This is a genomic window from Vibrio sp. Hep-1b-8, from assembly GCF_006124995.1.
GTDB lineage: Bacteria > Pseudomonadota > Gammaproteobacteria > Enterobacterales > Vibrionaceae > Vibrio.
Genome location: NZ_QEWN01000111.1, coordinates 62,471 through 81,946, shown reverse-complemented (window position 1 = coordinate 81,946; position 19,476 = coordinate 62,471). Strand labels below are relative to the sequence as shown.

At 44.7% G+C, this 19,476-nt stretch carries 15 protein-coding genes and 1 pseudogene; 10 read left to right on the top strand and 6 right to left on the bottom strand.

Features of this window, described 5'->3' with window-relative positions; translation table 11 throughout:
- Positions 1-28 precede the first annotated feature (28 nt).
- Complete coding sequence (locus DA100_RS13490) at positions 29-943, bottom strand: LysR family transcriptional regulator (RefSeq protein ID WP_138972621.1); 915 nt, start codon at positions 941-943, stop codon at positions 29-31.
- Positions 944-1,177: 234 nt separating this feature from the next.
- Between DA100_RS13490 and DA100_RS13485 the strand changes: the two genes are divergently transcribed.
- Together DA100_RS13485 and tdh are read left to right on the top strand one after the other, a co-directional pair.
- Positions 1,178-2,374: a glycine C-acetyltransferase gene (locus tag DA100_RS13485; protein ID WP_138972620.1), complete on the top strand. Its 1,197-nt coding sequence runs from the start codon at positions 1,178-1,180 to the stop codon at positions 2,372-2,374.
- Positions 2,374-3,405 (top strand): L-threonine 3-dehydrogenase, encoded by a 1,032-nt coding sequence (gene tdh, locus DA100_RS13480; protein ID WP_138972619.1) that lies wholly within the window; start codon positions 2,374-2,376, stop codon positions 3,403-3,405. Before DA100_RS13485 ends, tdh begins: the two co-directional genes overlap by 1 nt.
- Positions 3,406-3,546: 141 nt before the next feature.
- Here the strand turns inward: tdh and pyk are convergent, their stop codons facing one another.
- Positions 3,547-5,001, bottom strand: coding sequence for a pyruvate kinase (gene pyk, locus DA100_RS13475; RefSeq protein ID WP_138972618.1), 1,455 nt, complete (start codon positions 4,999-5,001; stop codon positions 3,547-3,549).
- Positions 5,002-5,174: 173 nt separating this feature from the next.
- Complete coding sequence (locus DA100_RS13470) at positions 5,175-6,554, bottom strand: MFS transporter (protein ID WP_138972617.1); 1,380 nt, start codon at positions 6,552-6,554, stop codon at positions 5,175-5,177.
- A gap of 68 nt (positions 6,555-6,622) precedes the next feature.
- Between DA100_RS13470 and DA100_RS13465 the strand changes: the two genes are divergently transcribed.
- Genes DA100_RS13465 through DA100_RS13450 form a run of 4 tightly spaced genes read left to right on the top strand, consistent with a single transcriptional unit; the run spans position 6,623 to position 11,747 of the window.
- On the top strand, positions 6,623-6,811 hold the full coding sequence (locus DA100_RS13465) for a hypothetical protein (protein ID WP_138972616.1): 189 nt from the start codon (positions 6,623-6,625) through the stop codon (positions 6,809-6,811).
- On the top strand, positions 6,780-8,141 hold the full coding sequence (locus DA100_RS13460; RefSeq protein ID WP_138972615.1) for an ABC transporter substrate-binding protein: 1,362 nt from the start codon (positions 6,780-6,782) through the stop codon (positions 8,139-8,141). Before DA100_RS13465 ends, DA100_RS13460 begins: the two co-directional genes overlap by 32 nt.
- The gene (locus DA100_RS13455) at positions 8,138-10,498 is read left to right on the top strand and encodes an ATP-binding protein (RefSeq protein WP_138972614.1); all 2,361 of its coding nucleotides are present in this window, start codon (positions 8,138-8,140) and stop codon (positions 10,496-10,498) included. The genes DA100_RS13460 and DA100_RS13455 overlap by 4 nt, the downstream gene beginning before the upstream one ends.
- Entirely contained in the window at positions 10,485-11,747 is a 1,263-nt protein-coding gene (locus DA100_RS13450; RefSeq protein WP_138972613.1) for a sigma-54 dependent transcriptional regulator, read from the top strand. Before DA100_RS13455 ends, DA100_RS13450 begins: the two co-directional genes overlap by 14 nt.
- A gap of 122 nt (positions 11,748-11,869) precedes the next feature.
- On the opposite strand, the gene DA100_RS13445 is transcribed toward DA100_RS13450, so the two are convergent.
- Together DA100_RS13445 and DA100_RS13440 are read right to left on the bottom strand one after the other, a co-directional pair.
- Positions 11,870-12,199, bottom strand: a complete 330-nt coding sequence (locus DA100_RS13445) for an ATPase (protein WP_138972612.1) — start codon at positions 12,197-12,199, stop codon at positions 11,870-11,872.
- Positions 12,200-12,247: 48 nt separating this feature from the next.
- Positions 12,248-13,610 (bottom strand): annotated as a pseudogene (locus tag DA100_RS13440) (S8 family serine peptidase); the annotation flags it as partial.
- Positions 13,611-14,031: 421 nt separating this feature from the next.
- On the opposite strand from DA100_RS13440, the gene DA100_RS13435 reads away from it, so the two are divergent.
- Positions 14,032-15,285: an SGNH/GDSL hydrolase family protein gene (locus DA100_RS13435; protein ID WP_138972611.1), complete on the top strand. Its 1,254-nt coding sequence runs from the start codon at positions 14,032-14,034 to the stop codon at positions 15,283-15,285.
- 5 nt (positions 15,286-15,290) lie between these two features.
- Here the strand turns inward: DA100_RS13435 and DA100_RS13430 are convergent, their stop codons facing one another.
- Positions 15,291-15,737 (bottom strand): exoribonuclease R, encoded by a 447-nt coding sequence (locus DA100_RS13430; protein WP_138972610.1) that lies wholly within the window; start codon positions 15,735-15,737, stop codon positions 15,291-15,293.
- 541 nt (positions 15,738-16,278) lie between these two features.
- On the opposite strand from DA100_RS13430, the gene DA100_RS13425 reads away from it, so the two are divergent.
- The 3 genes from DA100_RS13425 (at position 16,279) to DA100_RS13415 (ending at position 19,426) form a co-directional block, all read left to right on the top strand.
- A complete protein-coding gene (locus DA100_RS13425; protein ID WP_138972609.1) occupies positions 16,279-17,487 on the top strand; it encodes a NupC/NupG family nucleoside CNT transporter in 1,209 nt (402 codons plus the stop codon).
- A gap of 165 nt (positions 17,488-17,652) precedes the next feature.
- Positions 17,653-18,882, top strand: a complete 1,230-nt coding sequence (gene pepT / locus DA100_RS13420) for a peptidase T (protein WP_138972608.1) — start codon at positions 17,653-17,655, stop codon at positions 18,880-18,882.
- Positions 18,883-18,958: 76 nt separating this feature from the next.
- Positions 18,959-19,426 (top strand): DM13 domain-containing protein, encoded by a 468-nt coding sequence (locus DA100_RS13415; RefSeq protein ID WP_138972607.1) that lies wholly within the window; start codon positions 18,959-18,961, stop codon positions 19,424-19,426.
- The last annotated feature ends 50 nt before the right edge of the window (positions 19,427-19,476 follow it).

Below are 19,476 nucleotides of genomic sequence, written 5' to 3'. Positions count from 1 at the left end.
CTCTGCTTCCCATTGGCAGGGGTAACGATTATTTTTGACTCAGTTGCTCGGTCATATAGTCGATGAATCCACGTAAACGAGCGGGCATGTACTTGGTTTGTGGGTACTGAATTGCTATTGCCCCATGGTAGTTGCTTTTGATTGTCCAGTCTGGCAAGACTGGAACGACTTGGTTTTGCGCAATCGCATCGGCGATAACAAAGTCATGGAAGATGCCGATACCAAGTGCATTCTTAACCCCTGTCAATCGCATTTGTGAGTGGTTAACTGCGTAGCGTCCGCTAACGGGTACTGAGTGGTACTCGTCTTCTTTAAAAAAGTCCCAGATATGGTCACGGTCGGTTTCTGCTAGGTACAAACAGTCATGTTTTACCAGCTCTGTTGGGTGGGTTGGCATCCCTCGCTGTTCGACATATTCAGGGCTTGCACACAGCACTAAGTTAGTTTTACTTACTTCTCTCAATACCAAATTCTCATCTGGCTTATCGGTGAGTTTGAAAGCGACATCAATTCCATCGCGGATCAAATCTATTTCGCCATCCGCAGCGCGGAGTTTGAGCTGAATGTGCGGGTATTGCTTGAGAAAAGGCACAACGTGAGGCTGAAGCACCGAGTTTAAGAACGCTTCGGGTGCTGCAACGGTCAACGCCCCCGACATTTCTTGATGATCTGAAGTCGAAAGTTCAACGGCTTGCTTGGCGGCGTTAACCATGACCATTGCCTGATCATAAACCTGTTGACCTGAGCGGGTAATGATCAGCTTGCGCGTCGTGCGTTCAAACAGTTTCACCGATAGAGAGGTCTCCAATCGAGTCACCAGTTTACTTAGCGCTGAAGGCGTCACCTCAAGCTGTTTCGCCGCAGCGGTAAAGCTTCCTTCGTCAACGATTAAAATAAAACTCGCTAAGTCAGGGAGTAGGGCGATCAGTTTGGTGTTTTTCATAGTGGAGTGCATTAATGGCAATGATGGGGGAGTTTAGCGTGATCCTGAGCGGCGGTCATCACAAAAGCGTCCAATTTGTGCCTCAAATTCAATAATGTTTTTCCGCTCAACGGGATAATGGAAACAACGTGCTTGAATTACACTTAAGACAGCAGATTTTAGTCTTTAGCAATGCGCTCAAGGCAATCGATACGCGATATGCTAACAATCATAATAACTAGGAAGGAATTTGAAATGTCTTCTGCATTCTACCAACAGATCCAACAGCAAATTGAAGAAGTAAAGGCGGAAGGCCTTTATAAATCAGAGCGTGTGATCACTTCGCAACAGGCCGCTGCGGTGAAAATCTCAACCGGCGAAGAAGTGCTTAACTTCTGTGCGAACAACTACCTTGGCCTTGCAAATCATCCTGCTCTAATCGAAGCAGGTAAAGAGGGTATGGACGTTCACGGCTTTGGTATGGCATCTGTGCGTTTTATCTGTGGTACTCAAGACATCCATAAAGAACTTGAACAAAAGCTTTCTAAGTTCTTGGGTAAAGAAGACACCATCTTATACACCTCTTGTTTCGATGCGAACGCTGGTCTGTTCGAAACGATTCTAGGTGCAGAAGACGCTATCATTTCTGATGCGCTAAACCACGCCTCAATCATTGATGGTGTTCGCTTATGTAAAGCTATGCGTTTCCGTTACTCAAACAACAATATGGAAGAGCTAGAGCAGCAACTAATCGCCGCAAAAGAAGCTGGCGCTCGTCACATCCTGATTGTGACTGACGGTGTTTTTTCAATGGATGGTGTGGTGGCTAATCTTCCTGCCATCTGTGACCTTGCTGAAAAGTACGGCGCACTGACAATGGTTGATGATTCGCACGCTGTAGGCTTTATGGGCAAAACAGGTGCAGGCACTCACGAGTACCACAATGTTGTAGATCGCATCGACATCATCACAGGCACACTGGGTAAAGCGATGGGCGGCGCTTCAGGCGGTTACACTTCTGGTAAAGCTGAAGTGATCGACTGGCTACGTCAGCGTTCACGTCCATACCTATTCTCTAACTCTGTTGCACCAGCAATCGTCAACGCTTCTATCCGCGTTCTTGACCTGCTTGAAGAGAGTGGTGATCTACGCGACCGCCTATGGGAAAACGCCGCACACTTCCGTGCACGTATGGAAGCGGCTGGTTTCACTATGGGTGGTGCAGACCACGCAATTATCCCAATCATGTTAGGCGATGCCAAAGTAGCTGCCGAGTTTGCAGAGCGCGCTTTAGAGAAAGGCATCTACGTGATCGGTTTCTCTTTCCCTGTAGTACCAAAAGGTCAGGCACGTATTCGTACACAAATGTCAGCAGCACACTCTCGTGAGCAGCTAGATCGCGCTATCGATGCTTTTATCGAAGTGGGTCGTGACATGGAGATCATCAAATAATGAAAATCAAAGCACTATCAAAACTAAAGCCTGAACAAGGCATCTGGATGACTGAGGTCGACAAGCCTGAACTTGGTCATAACGATCTTCTGATCCGTATTAAGAAAACCGCTATCTGTGGCACTGACGTTCACATCTACAACTGGGATGAGTGGTCACAAAAAACCATTCCGGTTCCTATGGTTGTAGGTCATGAATATGTGGGTGAAGTGGTTGGCATTGGTCAAGAAGTCCGTGGCTTCGAAATCGGTGACCGCGTATCTGGTGAAGGCCATATTACTTGTGGTCACTGCCGTAACTGTCGTGGTGGACGTACTCATCTATGTCGTAACACAACGGGTGTTGGTGTTAACCGCACAGGTGCGTTCTCTGAGTACCTAGTGATTCCAGCATTTAACGCATTCAAAATCCCTGAAGGGATTTCTGATGACCTTGCGTCAATCTTTGACCCATTTGGCAACGCGGTACATACAGCACTGTCTTTCGACCTAGTTGGTGAAGACGTACTGATCACCGGCGCAGGCCCTATCGGTATTATGGCAGCAGCGGTTGCTAAGCACGTAGGTGCTCGTCATGTAGTGATCACGGACGTAAACGAATACCGTCTTGATCTTGCTCGTAAGATGGGTGTGACTCGCGCTGTTAACGTTGCAGAGCAAAAGCTTGAAGACGTGATGGCTGAACTTGGTATGACAGAAGGCTTCGATGTTGGCCTTGAAATGTCTGGTGTACCTTCAGCGTTCAACTCAATGCTACAAACAATGAACCACGGTGGTCGTATTGCCCTATTAGGCATTCCACCATCAGATATGGGTATTGACTGGAACCAAGTTATCTTTAAAGGTCTTGTTATTAAAGGTATCTACGGACGCGAAATGTTCGAAACGTGGTACAAAATGGCTTCATTGATTCAGTCAGGCCTAGATCTCACGCCAATCATCACTCATCACTTCAAAGTTGATAACTTCCAAGCAGGCTTCGACGCTATGCGTAGCGGGCTTTCTGGCAAAGTAATCCTTGATTGGGAATAACCCAATAAACTAAGAATAGCGCTCCGATTGGGGCGCTTTTGTTTGCATAAAAAAAGACCTACCGCAAGGGTAGGCCAAATCCCTAAGTTTCCCTGTGGAGCAAGGAGTGGGTGTGACTAATGTTAATGGAGAATTTAATAATTAAGCTGCAATGGCTTCTTTAGTTAGAATGGGAATCAGACGGCTAATGTTGACATCACCCGCGTTTTCAACGGACTCAAAACGAGAAATTAACAGTGATTGCAGTTGGTGATCTTTGATCGGCTTTGCAAGGATTTCCAAAACCGATGCGGTGGCATCGGATTCGTCTATCGAAGCAAATACAGGTTGAACACCACGTAAGATAGATAGACGAGAAAGTAACTTTTCATTGTCGCTTAGTGCCCAAATCATCGCTTGGCTATGACAACGTGACATAAGCAGTGGGGTTTCACCACTGTTGGTGAATACCGCTACGCCTAAGTTTTGTTGTGATTTGGCCGCGAACAAAACAGAAGAAACAGCGAAGCTCTTACTACTATTGCTACAAAGCTGTTGGACCTTGTCCCAGCAACTGCTTGAGCATTCAATTTCTTGTTCAACACCACGTGCAATTCGAGCCATCGCTTTTACGGTTTCAACCGGATAGGCACCTGTCGCGGACTCGGCGGATAGCATAATCGCATCGGTTCCATCAATAACAGCGTTCGCCACATCCATTACTTCTGCTCGTGTTGGTAGAGGATTATCAATCATAGACTCCATCATTTGAGTCGCAGTGATTACGGGTTTTCCAAAATGTTTCGCACGGCTGATAAGTGCTTTTTGAACAATAGGTAAGCGAGCATCTCCAATTTCGACGCCAAGATCGCCACGAGCGACCATAATGATGTCAGAAGCGATGATAACGTCATCCATGGTCTGCTGATTTTCGACAATTTCAGCACGTTCAACCTTAGCGACAATTTGTGCATTGCAGCCTGTGGCGCGAGCGATTTCTCGAGCATAGTGGAGGTCGTCCGCATTACGTGGAAAGGATACGGCTAAAAAGTCAACGTCAATGATCGCGGCTGTCTCGATATCTTGTTTATCTTTGTCAGTTAAAGCAGGGGCAGAAAGCCCACCGCCCAATAAGTTGATCCCCTTGCGGTTGGATAGGATTCCACTGTTTAGTACTTTGGTTTTTGCAATCGTGCCAGCTTCGTCAATATGGACAACTTCGAGCTGAATGCGCCCATCGTCAAGCAGAAGTACATTTCCGACAGAGAGATCTTTAATTAACTGAGGGTAATCAAGGCCTACTCGCTGCTCGTCACCCGCTTGTGAATCTAGCGTGCTATCTAGGGCAAATATTGCGCCTTGTTCAAGTCGGACTGCTCCATTCTTAAATCCAGAAATGCGGATTTTAGGTCCTTGCAAGTCAACCAGAATGCCAATGTGCTTTCCAAGTTTTCGTGCTGTGTTGCGCACATTGGTTGCGGCCGCGATATGGTTTGTGGGATTGCCATGTGAAAAGTTTAACCTAACCACATTAACGCCAGCGAGAATCATCTCTTCTAGCACAGTGGCACTTTGGCTCGCGGGGCCGAGTGTCGCGACGATTTTAGTTTTATTCATAACCTTACCTTTAACAACATAACCGAAAATGGACAATCAAAAGGGGGGCGGCTGGTGGTCAACATTCGTTTGATGGGGAAGGGGGTACCATCTCTAGGAGCCAGATAAGTACGTCACCTCAAGTCAATGTCAATCGCCAGCCAAAGGGGGAGCGAACTCCCCCAAGTTCGTTGTTAGTTGGCAACGTTAGCTTTTAATTTAGGCTGAGTTTCCTCGTCGATATCAACGACTTTCTTCGCGTTCCAAACAGTTAACGCAAGCAGAAGTGACAGCACACCTGCCGCTAGCCAGAAGTATTGAGCTTGAGAGAAGTCGTACTTAGAAACACCGTCGATTTCTGTGATGGTAATGAGCTTTGCAGAAATAATTTCTTGAGCAGATGCCGCCATGTAAGAGAACAATCCAATGAAGCCTTTTACCGCACCAACAGCGTTCTTTGGCATCAGGTCACAAGCTGTGAGGCCAGCAAGGAATACGACCAGACCACCGATAGCGAAACCGATCAAGCCTAGGGCTACCGCATCAACCATGCGGTTATCGGGGCCAAAGAACATTAGACACATACCCGCGATATTTGCCAATCCGTATAGTAGCGTCGGGATATGACGGTTAGCGTTAAAGATTTTATCCGATACGATGCCTGATAAAATTGCCCCTGCTAGACCAGCGATAGGGTAGGTAGACATTGCAAAACCGGCGTCAATCAACGAATAACCTTTTACCTCTTGCAGATACAGTACTGCCCAAGAAGACATCGCATAACGAGAGACGTACATTGCCGCACACGCCGCAGCGATAAGCCATACAACGGGTTGTTTTAATACAAATAGCTGAGCACGACGTGTTTCTTTAGGATCATTTTTCTTCTTGATTTCTGGTTCTTCATCAAAAGCCGTCGCAGCATCTGGTAAACCGTAAGTTTGTGGGCGGTCTTTAAGGATAAAGAACATACATAGTGCTGCTACGATTGCTGCGATACCTGCGCCGATGAAGCCAGCGCGCCAGCCAAGGTAGCTCACGAGTGTAGCGGTTAGGATCCAAGTAATGCCTTCGCCTATGTTACGTGAGCCACCCCATATTGAGTAACGCGAGCCACGTTGTTTAGGCGAGAACCATTGGAACAGAGATACACATGAAGGTGCTGAGCCTACCGATTGGAACCAACCGTTTAAACCCCAAAGCAGAACAAAGAAGAAACCAGCGGTATTCAAGCCCATGATGACGGCTGTCGCGCCTGACAATAGTAGTGAGAACGACATAAAGCGGCCAATGTTGGCATAGTCAGAAAGGAAGCCGTTCGAAAACTTACCTATTGCGTAGGTGAAGAAAAAGGCTGAACCCATAATACCGAGTTCTTCAATGGTGACGATGCCCGCATCTAGCATAGGTTTCTTCACGACACCTAAACTCATACGAACTACGTAGAAAACAGCGTAACCAAATACCAAACCAAGGAATACTTGCCATTGGAAGCTCTTAAAGCGGGATTGCATAGCCTCTTTGGAGCTATCGGACAAAGGTAAGTCCGGGCGTGTTTTAAAGAAATTGAACATAAATGTTTCACTCCGAATATGTGTGACGATTAATGAGTTGTCGTCAGCATGATGCAGAAGGAGGTGAATTGGCTCAAAAGGCTACTTTTGAGGCAAAAATGACTCAAACTAAAGATTGGCAAGGGTTAAAAGAGACACTTTTGACCATTTTGTTGGTAACGAAGTTGATAGAATTACCGCTATTGAGAGATTTAATTGCGTCAGCAGTGACCCATTCAACTGGGGATGAATTTAGTGGTTGGTTTGTCACTTTTTGAATTGACGCACATTTCTAGGGGATTTTGTGAAGTGGGATTAGCAAAAGTGTTTATAAGGCGATTGGCAAAGATAGGGCTGGGCGTGTTTTGGTTCAGCCCATATGCGTTGGCAAATCAAGATCAATTGGTGGTACTCACTACCTTTTCGAGCGAGCCAATCGCGAAGTTAATGTCGGAATATAAACAAAGGAATCCCAAGGTAGATATAAAGCTGATTCATAGAAGAACACAGTCAGCGATTCAACTACTAAACAAAAGTTACATGCAAGATGTCGATGTCGTACTTAGTTCATCGCCATTTTTAATGGAGGAACTTTTTAAGCGTAACCAGTTAGCAAGCGTGTCTTATAGTAATGAAATGCCCGAGTGGTTGGTGCCTTTTGTCTTGCCTAAGCGAAATAAAGTAGTCAGCGTGGGCTACTCTGGTGCAGGGCTAGTGTGGAACAACGACTACCTAAAAGCTAACCAGCTACAAATCCCAAATCAATTTATAGATTTGGTTGCGTTTGAGTACTTTGGTCACATTACGATGAGTACGCCAAGTCGTTCGGGGACGACACAAATGATGATAGAAAGTATTTTAGCCAAACATGGGTGGTTAAAAGGTTGGGCAATCATTTTAAATGTTGGAGCCAACCTTGGTACTGTTTCGTCTCGCAGCTTTGGTGTCGCTGACTATGTAGCTAAAGGACAATTTGGCGTTGGACCAACCATCGATAGTTATGCGTTAGTGTTACCAAAACAGTTTCAGCATGTTGGCTTTGGATACGATTCAGATTTTACGCTAATGCCAACCTATATTGGGGTGCTAAAAAACTCAGGAGAAAATGAATCAACCCAAAGCTTTATTACGCTGCTCCTATCCAAACGTGTCCAAGATAGTATGGTCAACAGTGACTTTGCCAAGCACTCGATTAAAGATGATTCGTTGTATAGCGAGAAGAATCCGCCTCTTAATTTGGAAAAACTAATGAAAAGAGAAAAGCTGGTTAATATCATTTTCGATGAAGCGATAACTAAGCGTCTACCAGAGTTACAGGATCTTTGGCACAGCCTTGCAGAGCTTGAGTCAATCACTGCGTCGAACCCTGAATTGAGTACGAGAGTCTCTCACTTAAAACAGCAACTTTTCCTAATCCCGATGACAGAGGAAGAAGTCCGTTCGATCGCGAACTCCATTGCTGAACAAGATGCTTCAAATCAAGCCTCAAGCGGATTGGAACAAGCAGTATTGGCAGAGTTTGGTTATCGTTTCGGGGTTAAGTTTGAGGATAATTTGCTTCAGGTGGCGGATACCCTGAAAGCCATTCAAGTAGAGTTATCGCTATGACTAAGTGGAGTACGATTGGCGCAAAGTTGATTTTGGCCTTTGCTGGTTCAACGCTTTTACTGATGGTAGTGAGTATTGTTGCATGGCTAACGTGGAATCAACTCGATGAGCAAGTGAGTGAATTGCTCGACAATAGTGTGCCGAAATACAATACCAGTTACTTACTAGAAAGCCGAAGTAGTGAGATACGCTATCGAGTTCAACTGCTGCCTCGTCTAAATAACAAAGTTGAGTTGAACAGACAAATCGCAGAACTCTCTGAGCAGCTTGAAGCCATCAATCTTACTCTGAATCGCATAGGTTCTGGGGATATGTCAAACGACGAAACTCAAATGCTTTCTGAGCGTTACCGAGTTCTTGATGAAACATTAGAACAGTACAGTGCGCTCGTGCTTCAGCGGATTGAACAAAGTCGCAGAGTGAATAAATTAGAAGAGCAGATCAACTGGATTCATCAAGATATTCGTTCTGAACTCACACCGATACGTCAAGAGTTGCATTGGTTGATCCGACGTGATGAAACGGGCGAAGAGCGTAATATCGCCTTGGATCAATTACGAGCGATTCAGCATGTATTAGATCTGGAGTCGAATGTCTTCGCTATGACCAGTGAAGTTATTCAGGCGCAGCAACTTGGTGAGGTCCACAATGCGACCAAGGTAATCCAATACAAATTGGATGATTTGGTGAGCAATAGTGCCGCCATTTTTGTCCTACCTTCAACCATAGCGTACCAGCAGTTAATTCAAGAGTTAGCGACATTACTTGCCCCGCAAGGTGTTTTCTACCATCAAGTGTTAGATAAGGTAGCGTTAAACCAACGTATTGATCTGTTAAAGGTCAATATTGACCAACAGCTAAGTGATATTCATCAGCAGATTGGTTTGATTGTACAAGAGGCCGATGACAGCTTTATCAATGTACAAGCGCAAACGACGAGCCTTGTCTCCTATGGGAACCATGTTCTTATCGTTTGTTTCAGTGTATCGATAGTGATGTCGCTGTTCCTCACTTACTATTTTATTAATCGCCGCATCGTGGCTCGTCTAACGGCATTAAGTTCGAGTATTGATGCGATAACAAAAGGCGATTTAAGTCATCCTATTCAAGTTGATGGGGCTGATGAGATTGGTCGCCTGAGTGAAAAACTCATTGAGTATGGCGTCAGCGTCAAAGAGATTCAGCGTACCAATGCGATGAGTCTGATCAACAACACCTCTGCGAGTTTATTGACCTGTGACTTAGCGGGATATGTCGAGTCTGCCAATCTCAGCGCGCGCAGGCTACTGGCGTTTCAGGGAGAGGTGGAAAAGAAGTTGATTTGGGATTCGTTCGAAAATCGCAGTCAACGTGTCTTAGCCGCAGTGTTCCAACGCAATGGAGCATTATTTAGAGATGGGCATGATGAGATTACCCTATGTGTTGTAGATGAGCAGACCTGCTATCTACATTTTGACTTCCATCTGTTTTCACATGGTCAGTTCAACAAAGTGATCGTTACGATCACTGATATTACCCAGCAAGAATTGAATGCTAGGGAGCTAGAGCAACGTGTCGCGGATAAAACATCAGATTTAAGAGAGAAAAATCATCGCTTGTTAGAGGAAATCGTTGAACGCGAGCGGACGGAACGGCACCTAAAGCAAACACAAGGTGAGTTGATACAAGCAGCCAAAATGGCAGTGGTAGGGCAAACCATGACCAGTATGGCGCATGAGCTAAATCAGCCGCTCAATGCAATGTCTACTTATTTGTATAGTGCCAAAATTTCATCGCAAGCGGGTAATTTTGCAGGCGTCGATCAGTCACTTGGTTACATCGAAGGCTTGGCTATGCGGATGGGGAAAATCATATCCAGCCTACGGAGCTTTGCGAAAAAGTCAGACGATGACCAGCCAGCGGCAACGCAAAATCTTAAAGATATCGCAGATCAAGCGATGACCATCGTGATCGCAAAAGCAAGAAGACAAATGGTCGAAATTGATAACCAATTGACCTCAGACCTTACCGTGCATGGGAGCGCTCTCGCCATAGAACAGGTACTTGTCAATCTGTTGGTGAATAGCTGTGATGCTATTGATGAGCAGAATGGAGAGAAGCGAAAAATCACTATTCATGCGGTTTACGAGACTCACACACATCATGCTATCGGAATATTTGATAGCGGTAACGGGTTTGATTTTAGCATCATTGATAAACTCTTTACGCCCTTCACAACGACCAAAGAAGTGGGTTTGGGGCTCGGGCTAAACATAAGCAAATCTCTGATGGAAAAACACTCTGGGCAGATATATTTAGCGTCCAACTTAGATAAAGGCGCGTTAGTTATTTTGGAATTGCTACATGCAAAATCTTAATTACTCGATCCTATTAGTGGACGACGACCAAGATGTTTTGGATTCCTATAAGCATCTGATGGATATCGCTGGACTTTCGGCGAAGCCACTCCTTGACCCTACATTGACGACACCGTTTCTCACCCCTGATTGGGCGGGGGTAGTGTTGTTGGATATGTACATGCCCCAGATTCATGGGCTGGAGTTACTAGAGAAAATTAAACAAATTGATGAACGTATTCCGGTCATTGTGATTACTGGGCATGGCGATATCCCAATGGCGGTGGATGCCGTGAAAAAAGGGGCGTGCGAGTTCATTGAGAAGCCGATTAATCCTGCGGCACTATTGGAAATGGTCAAAGAGCATTTAGATTTACGGCGCAGCTTTATTGAACAAAAACATGCGATGGTCGCCACGATTGATAAGTCTTTAGTGGGGAGCTCGGCGCAATTGGAGCAAATTCGTCTCCTTATTTCCCAGTTTGCCTTACTCAAGAATCATGTTGTTATTTGGGGTGAATCAGGAACTGGTAGGCACCTTGCTGCGCATCTATTGCACTCAATGTCAGAGAAAGGGGATGCCTTTGAAGTCATTCAAGCAAAGCCGGATATGATGGAAAGTGAATTGGTTCAACTGCTGTCTGAGTTTAAAGAAGGAACTCTGATGCTGGATAGTGCGGAGTTACTTTCGGAAGAGTGCCAACGGTTTCTGGCTCAAAGGCTGATCGCCAACGAGAGAGAGGGTAGGCCGTTACGTGTGATCGCTATTTTAGGCTGCGATCCAGAAACACTCATCGCTAAACAGCAGTTAATTCCCGAGCTCTATTACGTGCTCAATCAGGGGGTGATAGAAATGCCAGCTTTGCGACAGCGTCCAGACGATATAGCGGTGTTATTTCATCACTATCTCAAAAAGAGCTGTAAGACATTGGGTAAACTGCTCCCTAAAGTGGAGTCGAACTACTTGTCGATACTCAGAGGTCATACTTGGCCTGGAAATGTCCGTGAATTACGAAATATAGCTGAGCTATATGCGGTAGGGATCATTAAATTAACGGGTAAAGAAAAACTCTATACCCAAGCTGAAACGCAGTTACCGCTTGATGAATTGATGGATGATTTTGAAAAAGGTGTAATTGAAGATGCGCTGTTTTTGCATTCGGGGCGAGTGAGTGAGGCCGCTGATTACCTGCAAGTTCCGCGGAAAAAACTCTATTTAAGGATGAAAAAACACGCGATCGACAAAGACAAATTTAAAAGTCGGTCATAGACATTTACACCGCTCACTGGAAGCTTTAATACCGTAAGAGAGCATGGTTACGAAGAGAGTGGTTTTGTTCGTGACTTAGGCGTGGAAAAGTAGCAAAGGCGAACGGATGTTCGCCTTTGTCATTACTGAGCCAATAGCTTTCTTATCGGCTCGGGTTCGGTGTATTCAATCGAAGAGCTCTGCATCAGTTTTTCAACGTGTTTGGACTCTCCCTCAATCACAAATACTTGGTCATTAGGTAGCTCATCAACAATGTTGAGGCCATATTCAGTGATTGCCTTACGAGCTTCATCCACTTGGCCGTCAAGATATTTAACAAAGTACCTTGTTGGTGCTTTCTCAATAGTCTCTTCTTTATTGCCTGAGAAAGGGGAACCTTGGCTATTGGCGAGTACCGAGCCTGTGATCCCCATCATCAACAGTATTGAACATGTTATGAGTCTATTTACCATAGTGACTTGAACTCCTTATGGAAAAGTCAGTGACCAGCGATTAATTGTACCGACATCTCGTCTCGCGCTATCAACAGCTTTTAGCTGCCAATCACCTTTTGACTCAAAGCCAGTAAAGTCAACTTGATAGCTGTTCTGGATGTTATTTGAACTGCCACCTGTGTTGTCATGCAGGATGACTTGACCACCTTCTGGATAGCTTCCCGAACCTTGGTTACCAATCCGTTCAACCAGACAAATCTTGTTAGTCATATCTGCGCAAGTGAAACGGCCGTTGGAGGTGTCACAAATACCAAGAGATGCAGTAACTGAACCAGCAACAGGCTCAAATTGATAGTTGCCCGAACGCTGTACTAAGCGGTTATGTGGGACGATACCGCGGTCGAATTGACTGACACCGTCTAATTGGATGTCTGAAAGTTTACCTTCTCCGACCTTAACTGTGGACAAGATCGCCACACCTGGACCAGAAATCTCAACTTGATCCGTTGCTTGTGAGAACGCCGCGTGCGCATTTTGATTGTCTATTGCAGCGACCGACATGACTGAGTCATAGGAGGCAGGGTAACTGTGTGCGGTATTGCCGTCGTTACCTGCTGCAGCGATCAGCAGTACCCCCTGGTCATAAATGCGTTGTAGTGCATTTTGTTCAGTAACACTGGACTGACTGCCACCTAGGCTCATATTGACCACGTTAGCACCAGGTTTGAATCGCTTTAACCAAGCTAGAGGAGTATCCCCATCCCGATTCGTTAAACACTTTAACAATATGCAAATTAACGTTTTGATTTGGCATCACGCCCTTAATGCCTTCGTTGTTCGCCATTGCTGCAATGGTCCCCGCTACGTGAGTGCCGTGGGCATTGTTGTTACCCGGAGCACTCCAAGAACCTGTCCCACTGTCATTTGTTCCAGAGACTCGGTTTCCACTTAAATCGTTGTGTGATAAGTCGTAACCTGAATCAATGATACACACAGTGCGATTGCCCGCGTTTGCGTCATCAAGAAGCTGAGCGTTTACGGCGGTGTAGCCCCATGGCACCGTTTCACTCAAAAGGTAGCGAGGTGGATCAATCTCGACATACTCGACGTCACTACGATTACTCAACCGAGTTACTTTTGTGTTGTCAATTTCGATACTGTATATCGATTGGTCACCTAGCTTTTCCACTTTGTTGGCGTTGAGTTGTTCTAACACCGATTCTTGTACGATTCGTGGTCCGGAGAAAGGACTACTGCTCATTGAAGAAAGAGCGGTATGGTCATCTTTGAACTTAACGATGTACTTGGTGGGTAGTTTGGATTCGTCGAACCCAGTTAAAGAAGCGTATGCTGACGTTGGTAGTGTTAGCACTACCGCAACCGCAGTAGTTGAAAACAAACCTTTGATTGTATTTGTTTTGTGATGCATTTTGTCTTATTCCTTTTGAGACAATTTTATTCACTTTTTATTAATTAGTTCTCATTCAACAAAAATGTGAATGAGCAATATAGCTATGCTTAGTTGTCAGAAAATACCAATACATTTATGTCCTGAATCGGTAAAACTGAACAAAAGATCTTCAAAACAACACATTCCGTTAACAATGATGGTGCTTATATATTCTTATAAAGCAATTATTTAGTAGTGAAAGACTGCTTTTCTAGTTACTAATTTTGAGTAAATATTCTATTTTTGGGGCAGTGGGATATATTTACTAAATCTATTGAAAATAGATCTTGGTTACAAAGCTGGGTGTAGGAATGTTCTTGCATTTGACTCATTGGAGTAATTAGTCTGAAAATGTATTTAGATGAGAGCGTTTCTCATTAATTACAATAACGAGAATCTTATGAAAAGAACCATGACACTAATGAGTGCCTTGCTGCCACTTGCATTTGCTTCGGCGTCAGAAGAGTTGATTACCCCTGAGATGATTTCTCCCGCACAGGTTGTCAGTGCACAGGGTAAGCAAACTTATACTTATGTGCGATGTTGGTATCGAACCAGCTATTCCAAAGATGACCCTGGCACGGATTGGGAGTGGGCTGAAAACCCTGACGGAAGTTACTTCACTTTGAATGGATATTGGTGGAGCTCTGTGTCGTTTAAAAACATGTTTTATACCGACACTCCCCACAGCATCATTAAACAACGTTGCGAACAAACATTGGATCTAGCGAATGACAATGCCGATATTACTTACTATGCGGCCGACAATCGTTTCTCATATAACCATTCGATCTGGAGCAATGACCCTGTTGTTCAGCCGCAGCAAATCAACAAGATGATTGCGTTTGGCGATAGCTTATCGGATACCGGTAATATTTTTAATGCCTCGCAGTGGCGTTTCCCTAACCCGAACAGTTGGTTCTTGGGGCATTTTTCAAACGGGTTTGTTTGGACGGAATACATTGCTAAAGCGAAGAATCTACCTCTTTACAACTGGGCGGTCGGTGGGGCTGCGGGTGAGAACCAATACATTGCGTTAACGGGCGTCGGGGATCAGGTCACATCCTATTTAACCTACGCGAAGTTAGCGAAAAACTACCGGCCTGAAAATACGCTATTTACCTTGGAGTTTGGATTGAATGACTTCATGAATTACAACCGAAGTGTCGCAGAGGTTAAATCTGATTATGCAGAGGCACTGATTCGACTCACCGACGCTGGGGCGAAGCACCTCTTGTTAATGACGTTACCAGACGCAACACGTGCGCCTCAGTTTCGCTATTCTACCCAAGAAGAAATTGACAAAATTCGCGCGAAGATTGTGGAGATGAATCAATTCATAAAAGCACAAGTGGCGTACTACACTGCACAGGGGTACACCATTACTTTGCATGATACTCATGCTTTGTTTGAGAGCTTGGTTGCCGATCCTCAAGCGCATGGATTTGTTAACGCAAGTGAAGCGTGTCTCGATATTAATCGTTCTTCATCCGTCGACTATTTGTACAACCATCCTTTGCGCTCTGAGTGTGCTTATCAAGGTTCGGATAAGTTTGTGTTTTGGGACGTAACCCATCCGACAACAGCGACACACCAGTATGTTGCACAACAGATGCTAGAAGAGAGTCAGCAACTCGCAGATCATCCTTTCTAGTATCGTCATTTTGATTGTGCAATCTGAGCGTATTGACGCAGTAAGTCAGTGAGTGTCGTTACCCATTCGAGTGCGTTTTGAGGGCTCTCCTTGAGGATTATCTCAACGTGGTTACAGTGAGTCTCAAGTGGAATCGCTCGCTCTAGATGGAACGATACTGTGTAAAAATGCCACAGCAGTAGTCGCTGCATTCGAATGATGTTTTGCTGCTTATTGTCCGATTCTTCAAACAATGCTGGCAGTTGGCTCAGTGCGATAGCGTTCATTCTTAGCATTGCGTCAAACTGAGCTTCTTGAAGCTTATCCTGATCTTCGGCCTCATCTTGCTCAAACGTAAACAGTTCTGTCATTGATTCTTCAGGAATAAGACGATGAATCATTTTCAAGCTCAATTCTTCAAGTTCTTCACGAGAAGTTTGAGTGAGACTGCTGTAAGTGTAATCGCGTTGCATATAGTCTCTCAGACATCAAAGTAGGGCGGGTATTCTAGCGGTTGGGAGGAAAAATGCTATACGATCCTTCCTTACGAGCCAAAAAAATCCCCGCATGAGCGGGGGAAAGCCTTAGTTGTGTTAGCTAGGTTCGCCTATGACGTTGTAGTGAACTTAATTGTCATACCAAAGGTACGTTAAGCTTTGTTATTTAACACTAGGTGCCAAATGATATAACGCCAGTTTTTGGCCAATAATTGTGATGCCCTGATAGTGGAATTGAGAGTTTGGTTCCAACTTTGTAGGTGTTTAAGTGCGTATGTTGACAAGGGCAAAGACGAAGTTTACCGCGAGCAATAGGTGTCCCAAATATGCAGGGTGGTCATACATTGAACACTTGAACGTTTGCGTAAAAATATGTGATGAAACTCTCATTCGTGGCGCTATACTTTCCGCCCGGTTGAGAATAACAGCTCTACCAATACAAGCCGTCACAGGGAATGGTGAATGACCCCAAGGACCGGACCAGCTACCAATTCAATGCTTGTAGAGGTAATTTTTAATGAATGTTTTATTTGGCTTAATCGGTGTCATTGCCCTGCTTTTGTGTGCAGTATTACTGTCGGAAAGTCGCCAATCAATTAACTGGAAAACAGTGTCCCGTGCTCTGTTACTTCAAGTTGGTTTCGCAGCGTTAGTGCTTTACTTCCCTTGGGGACAGGCAGCATTAACAAGTTTAAGTAGCAGCGTATCGAGCTTATTGGGCTTTGCAGACCAAGGGATAGCCTTCCTATTTGGTGATCTAGCCAACACTGGGTTCATTTTTGCTGTTCGCGTTCTTCCTATCATCATCTTCTTCAGTGCTCTTATTTCTGCACTTTATTATCTCGGCATTATGCAAAAAGTTATCGAGTTCATCGGTGGCGGTATTCAAAAATTCCTTGGCACCAGTAAAGCAGAATCTTTGGTGGCAACGGGTAACATTTTTCTTTCTCAAGGTGAGTCTCCTCTTCTAGTTCGTCCTTTTCTTTCTCGAATGACTCGTTCTGAGCTGTTTGCGGTTATGGCTGGTGGCATGGCGTCTGTTGCAGGGAGTGTGCTCGGTGGCTATGCAGGTCTGGGAGTGGAGCTAAAATATCTGATTGCCGCGAGTTTTATGGCTGCACCAGGTAGTTTGATGATGGCAAAAATCATTGTGCCTGAACGCGATACTCCTATCGACCAATCAAATATTGAAATGGATCAAGCGCAAGAGAGTAATGTGATTGATGCACTAGCAAGTGGTGCGATGAATGGCATGAAGGTGGCTGTTGCGGTGGGTACTATGCTGATAGCTTTTGTCAGTGTGATTGCAATGGTGAACACGGGTCTTGAAAGCCTAGGAGAGTTGGTTGGCTTTAGTGGCATTACGCTCCAAGCACTGTTTGGATATTTGTTCTCGCCACTCGCATGGGTTATAGGTGTTCCTTCCAATGAAGTGTTGATGGCTGGCTCATACATTGGTCAGAAGATCGTAATGAATGAATTTGTTGCGTTCATTGATTTTGTTGAACATAAAGCTCTGCTTTCAGAGCATAGCCAAGTCATCATTACTTTTGCACTTTGTGGTTTTGCTAACATTGGTTCTATTGCAATCCAGCTGGGCTCAATCGGCGTTATTGCGCCAGAGAGACGCGCTGAAGTAGCCAATTTAGGCATTAAAGCTGTGCTTGCTGGCACATTAGCTAACCTGATGAGTGCATGTTTAGCAGGTATCTTTATTCTGCTTTAATCCTGCAACTTGAATATTTTTAAGCCCGAATAGCTATGCTCTTCGGGCTTTTTTGTATTCGCTAGTTATTACGAAAAAAATGATTTATAGCAAAGCCTTGTAGCTAAGAAGGCGTACGATGAGAGCTCGTTATGAGTAAGGCTTAAATTATAAGAGAATGTATTTATGAATGAATTGGTACAACGTTTTCTGCGCTATGTGACTTTTAATACTCAATCAAATCCGAACCATCTTGCCTGTCCAAGCAGCGAAGGACAAATGACCTTTGCTCAATTTCTTAAACAGGAATTGATTGAACTTGGCTTAAGTAATGTTTCTCTCGATTCCAATGGGTATGTAATGGCTAAGCTGCCAAGTAACGTAGATTATCCTGTTCCAGCGATTGGCTTTATCGCGCATATGGATACTGCACCTGATGCTTCAGGTGAGAATGTAAAAGCGCAGATTGTAGAAGATTATCAGGGTGGCGATATTGCGTTAGGCAAAGGTGACCAAATACTCTCTCCAATTCAATATCCCGATTTGCATCAATTACATGGGCATAACTTGATTACCACAGATGGGACAACGTTACTTGGGGCAGACAATAAAGCAGGCATTGCGGAAATTATTTCTGCTATGGCGGAGCTTATCGCCCATCCCGAAATCCCTCACGGTGAGATCTGTATTGGCTTTACGCCGGACGAAGAGATCGGCCGAGGTGCTGACAAGTTTGATGTGGCAAGGTTCGGGGCCGAGTGGGCTTACACCATTGATGGTGGTCCGGTCGGTGAGCTGGAATTTGAGAACTTCAATGCGACCAGTGCTGATGTTATTTGTCATGGTGTCAATGTTCATCCTGGAACAGCAAAAGACAAGATGGTCAACTCAATGAACATTGCTGCTCAGTTCCAAATGATGATGCCAAGTGACGAGACTCCTGAGTGCACTGATGGCTATCAGGGTTTCTACCATCTGAAGTCCGCGAGTATGTCGGTTGCGCGTAGCGAGCTGGGCTACATCATCCGAGACTTTGACCGTGAAGGGCAAGCGGCTCGTAAACAATTTATGATTGAAAAAGTTGCCGAGTTGAACAGTCAATTAACGCACGGTTCAGTTGAATTGCAGTTAACCGATAGCTACTTCAACATGAAAGAGCAAGTGGAGCCGTATCCGCATATCATAGAGTTAGCGAAACAAGCGATGATTGCGTGTGATGTTCAGCCCCAGATTAAGCCAATTCGTGGTGGTACGGATGGTGCGCGATTATCATTTATGGGCCTGCCATGCCCTAACATTTTCACCGGTGGTTACAACTTTCATGGCATCCATGAGTTCGTTTCGATAGAGGGAATGGAGCAAGCGGTAAAAGTTATTGTGACATTGGCAGAGAAAACAGCTCTTAATTACCAATAAGTATCTAATTCAACAATGATATTTCATTAAAGATCATGTACATTTATAGCAGTGAGTTTTTCAAGTGAGTGTCAGGATGAAAAGGATATTGCTGCTGCTAACACACACGATGTGTATCGCATTGGGCTTCGCATTAGGAATTTATGCGTTGCCCATTCTCACTCAACCTCCATCTCCTACGATGCAGAAGGTGCAAAGTATCACCACGCAGGCTATTTATACTGCGAGTTTTCAAAAAGATCGCAAAGATAGTGATTTTTTACATTGGGGAGAAGGTTCACTTTCCATCAGCCAAGATGAAGTTGCCTTTGTTGGCGAGTTGGCTCCTGGGCCCGACTACAAGTTATATTTTTCGCCAACCTTTATTGAAGTCGAAGCAGATTTTTTAGCGCAAAAAGAACAGATGGTTCAGGTTGGTGATGTCAAAAGTTTCGATCGCTTTACTGTCACTCTTCCAACAGGGTTTGATGCGGCTAAATACGACACCGTTATCATCTGGTGTGAAAGCTTTGACCAGTTTATTACGTCGGCAAGATATAAATAACCATTATGTAGGATATTTCAGAATAACGGGCTTTAAAGGTATCTCAAATT

Bases quoted from the DNA above. Each gene is read 5' to 3' on its own strand.
- DA100_RS13490 (WP_138972621.1), bottom strand. From the start codon at position 943: ATGAAAAACACCAAACTGATCGCCCTACTCCCTGACTTAGCGAGTTTT.
- DA100_RS13485 (WP_138972620.1), top strand. From the start codon at position 1,178: ATGTCTTCTGCATTCTACCAACAGATCCAACAGCAAATTGAAGAAGTA.
- tdh (WP_138972619.1), top strand. From the start codon at position 2,374: ATGAAAATCAAAGCACTATCAAAACTAAAGCCTGAACAAGGCATCTGG.
- pyk (WP_138972618.1), bottom strand. From the start codon at position 5,001: ATGAATAAAACTAAAATCGTCGCGACACTCGGCCCCGCGAGCCAAAGT.
- DA100_RS13470 (WP_138972617.1), bottom strand. From the start codon at position 6,554: ATGTTCAATTTCTTTAAAACACGCCCGGACTTACCTTTGTCCGATAGC.
- DA100_RS13460 (WP_138972615.1), top strand. From the start codon at position 6,780: ATGAATTTAGTGGTTGGTTTGTCACTTTTTGAATTGACGCACATTTCT.
- DA100_RS13455 (WP_138972614.1), top strand. From the start codon at position 8,138: ATGACTAAGTGGAGTACGATTGGCGCAAAGTTGATTTTGGCCTTTGCT.
- DA100_RS13450 (WP_138972613.1), top strand. From the start codon at position 10,485: ATGCAAAATCTTAATTACTCGATCCTATTAGTGGACGACGACCAAGAT.
- DA100_RS13445 (WP_138972612.1), bottom strand. From the start codon at position 12,199: ATGGTAAATAGACTCATAACATGTTCAATACTGTTGATGATGGGGATC.
- DA100_RS13435 (WP_138972611.1), top strand. From the start codon at position 14,032: ATGAAAAGAACCATGACACTAATGAGTGCCTTGCTGCCACTTGCATTT.
- DA100_RS13430 (WP_138972610.1), bottom strand. From the start codon at position 15,737: ATGCAACGCGATTACACTTACAGCAGTCTCACTCAAACTTCTCGTGAA.
- DA100_RS13425 (WP_138972609.1), top strand. From the start codon at position 16,279: ATGAATGTTTTATTTGGCTTAATCGGTGTCATTGCCCTGCTTTTGTGT.
- pepT (WP_138972608.1), top strand. From the start codon at position 17,653: ATGAATGAATTGGTACAACGTTTTCTGCGCTATGTGACTTTTAATACT.
- DA100_RS13415 (WP_138972607.1), top strand. From the start codon at position 18,959: ATGAAAAGGATATTGCTGCTGCTAACACACACGATGTGTATCGCATTG.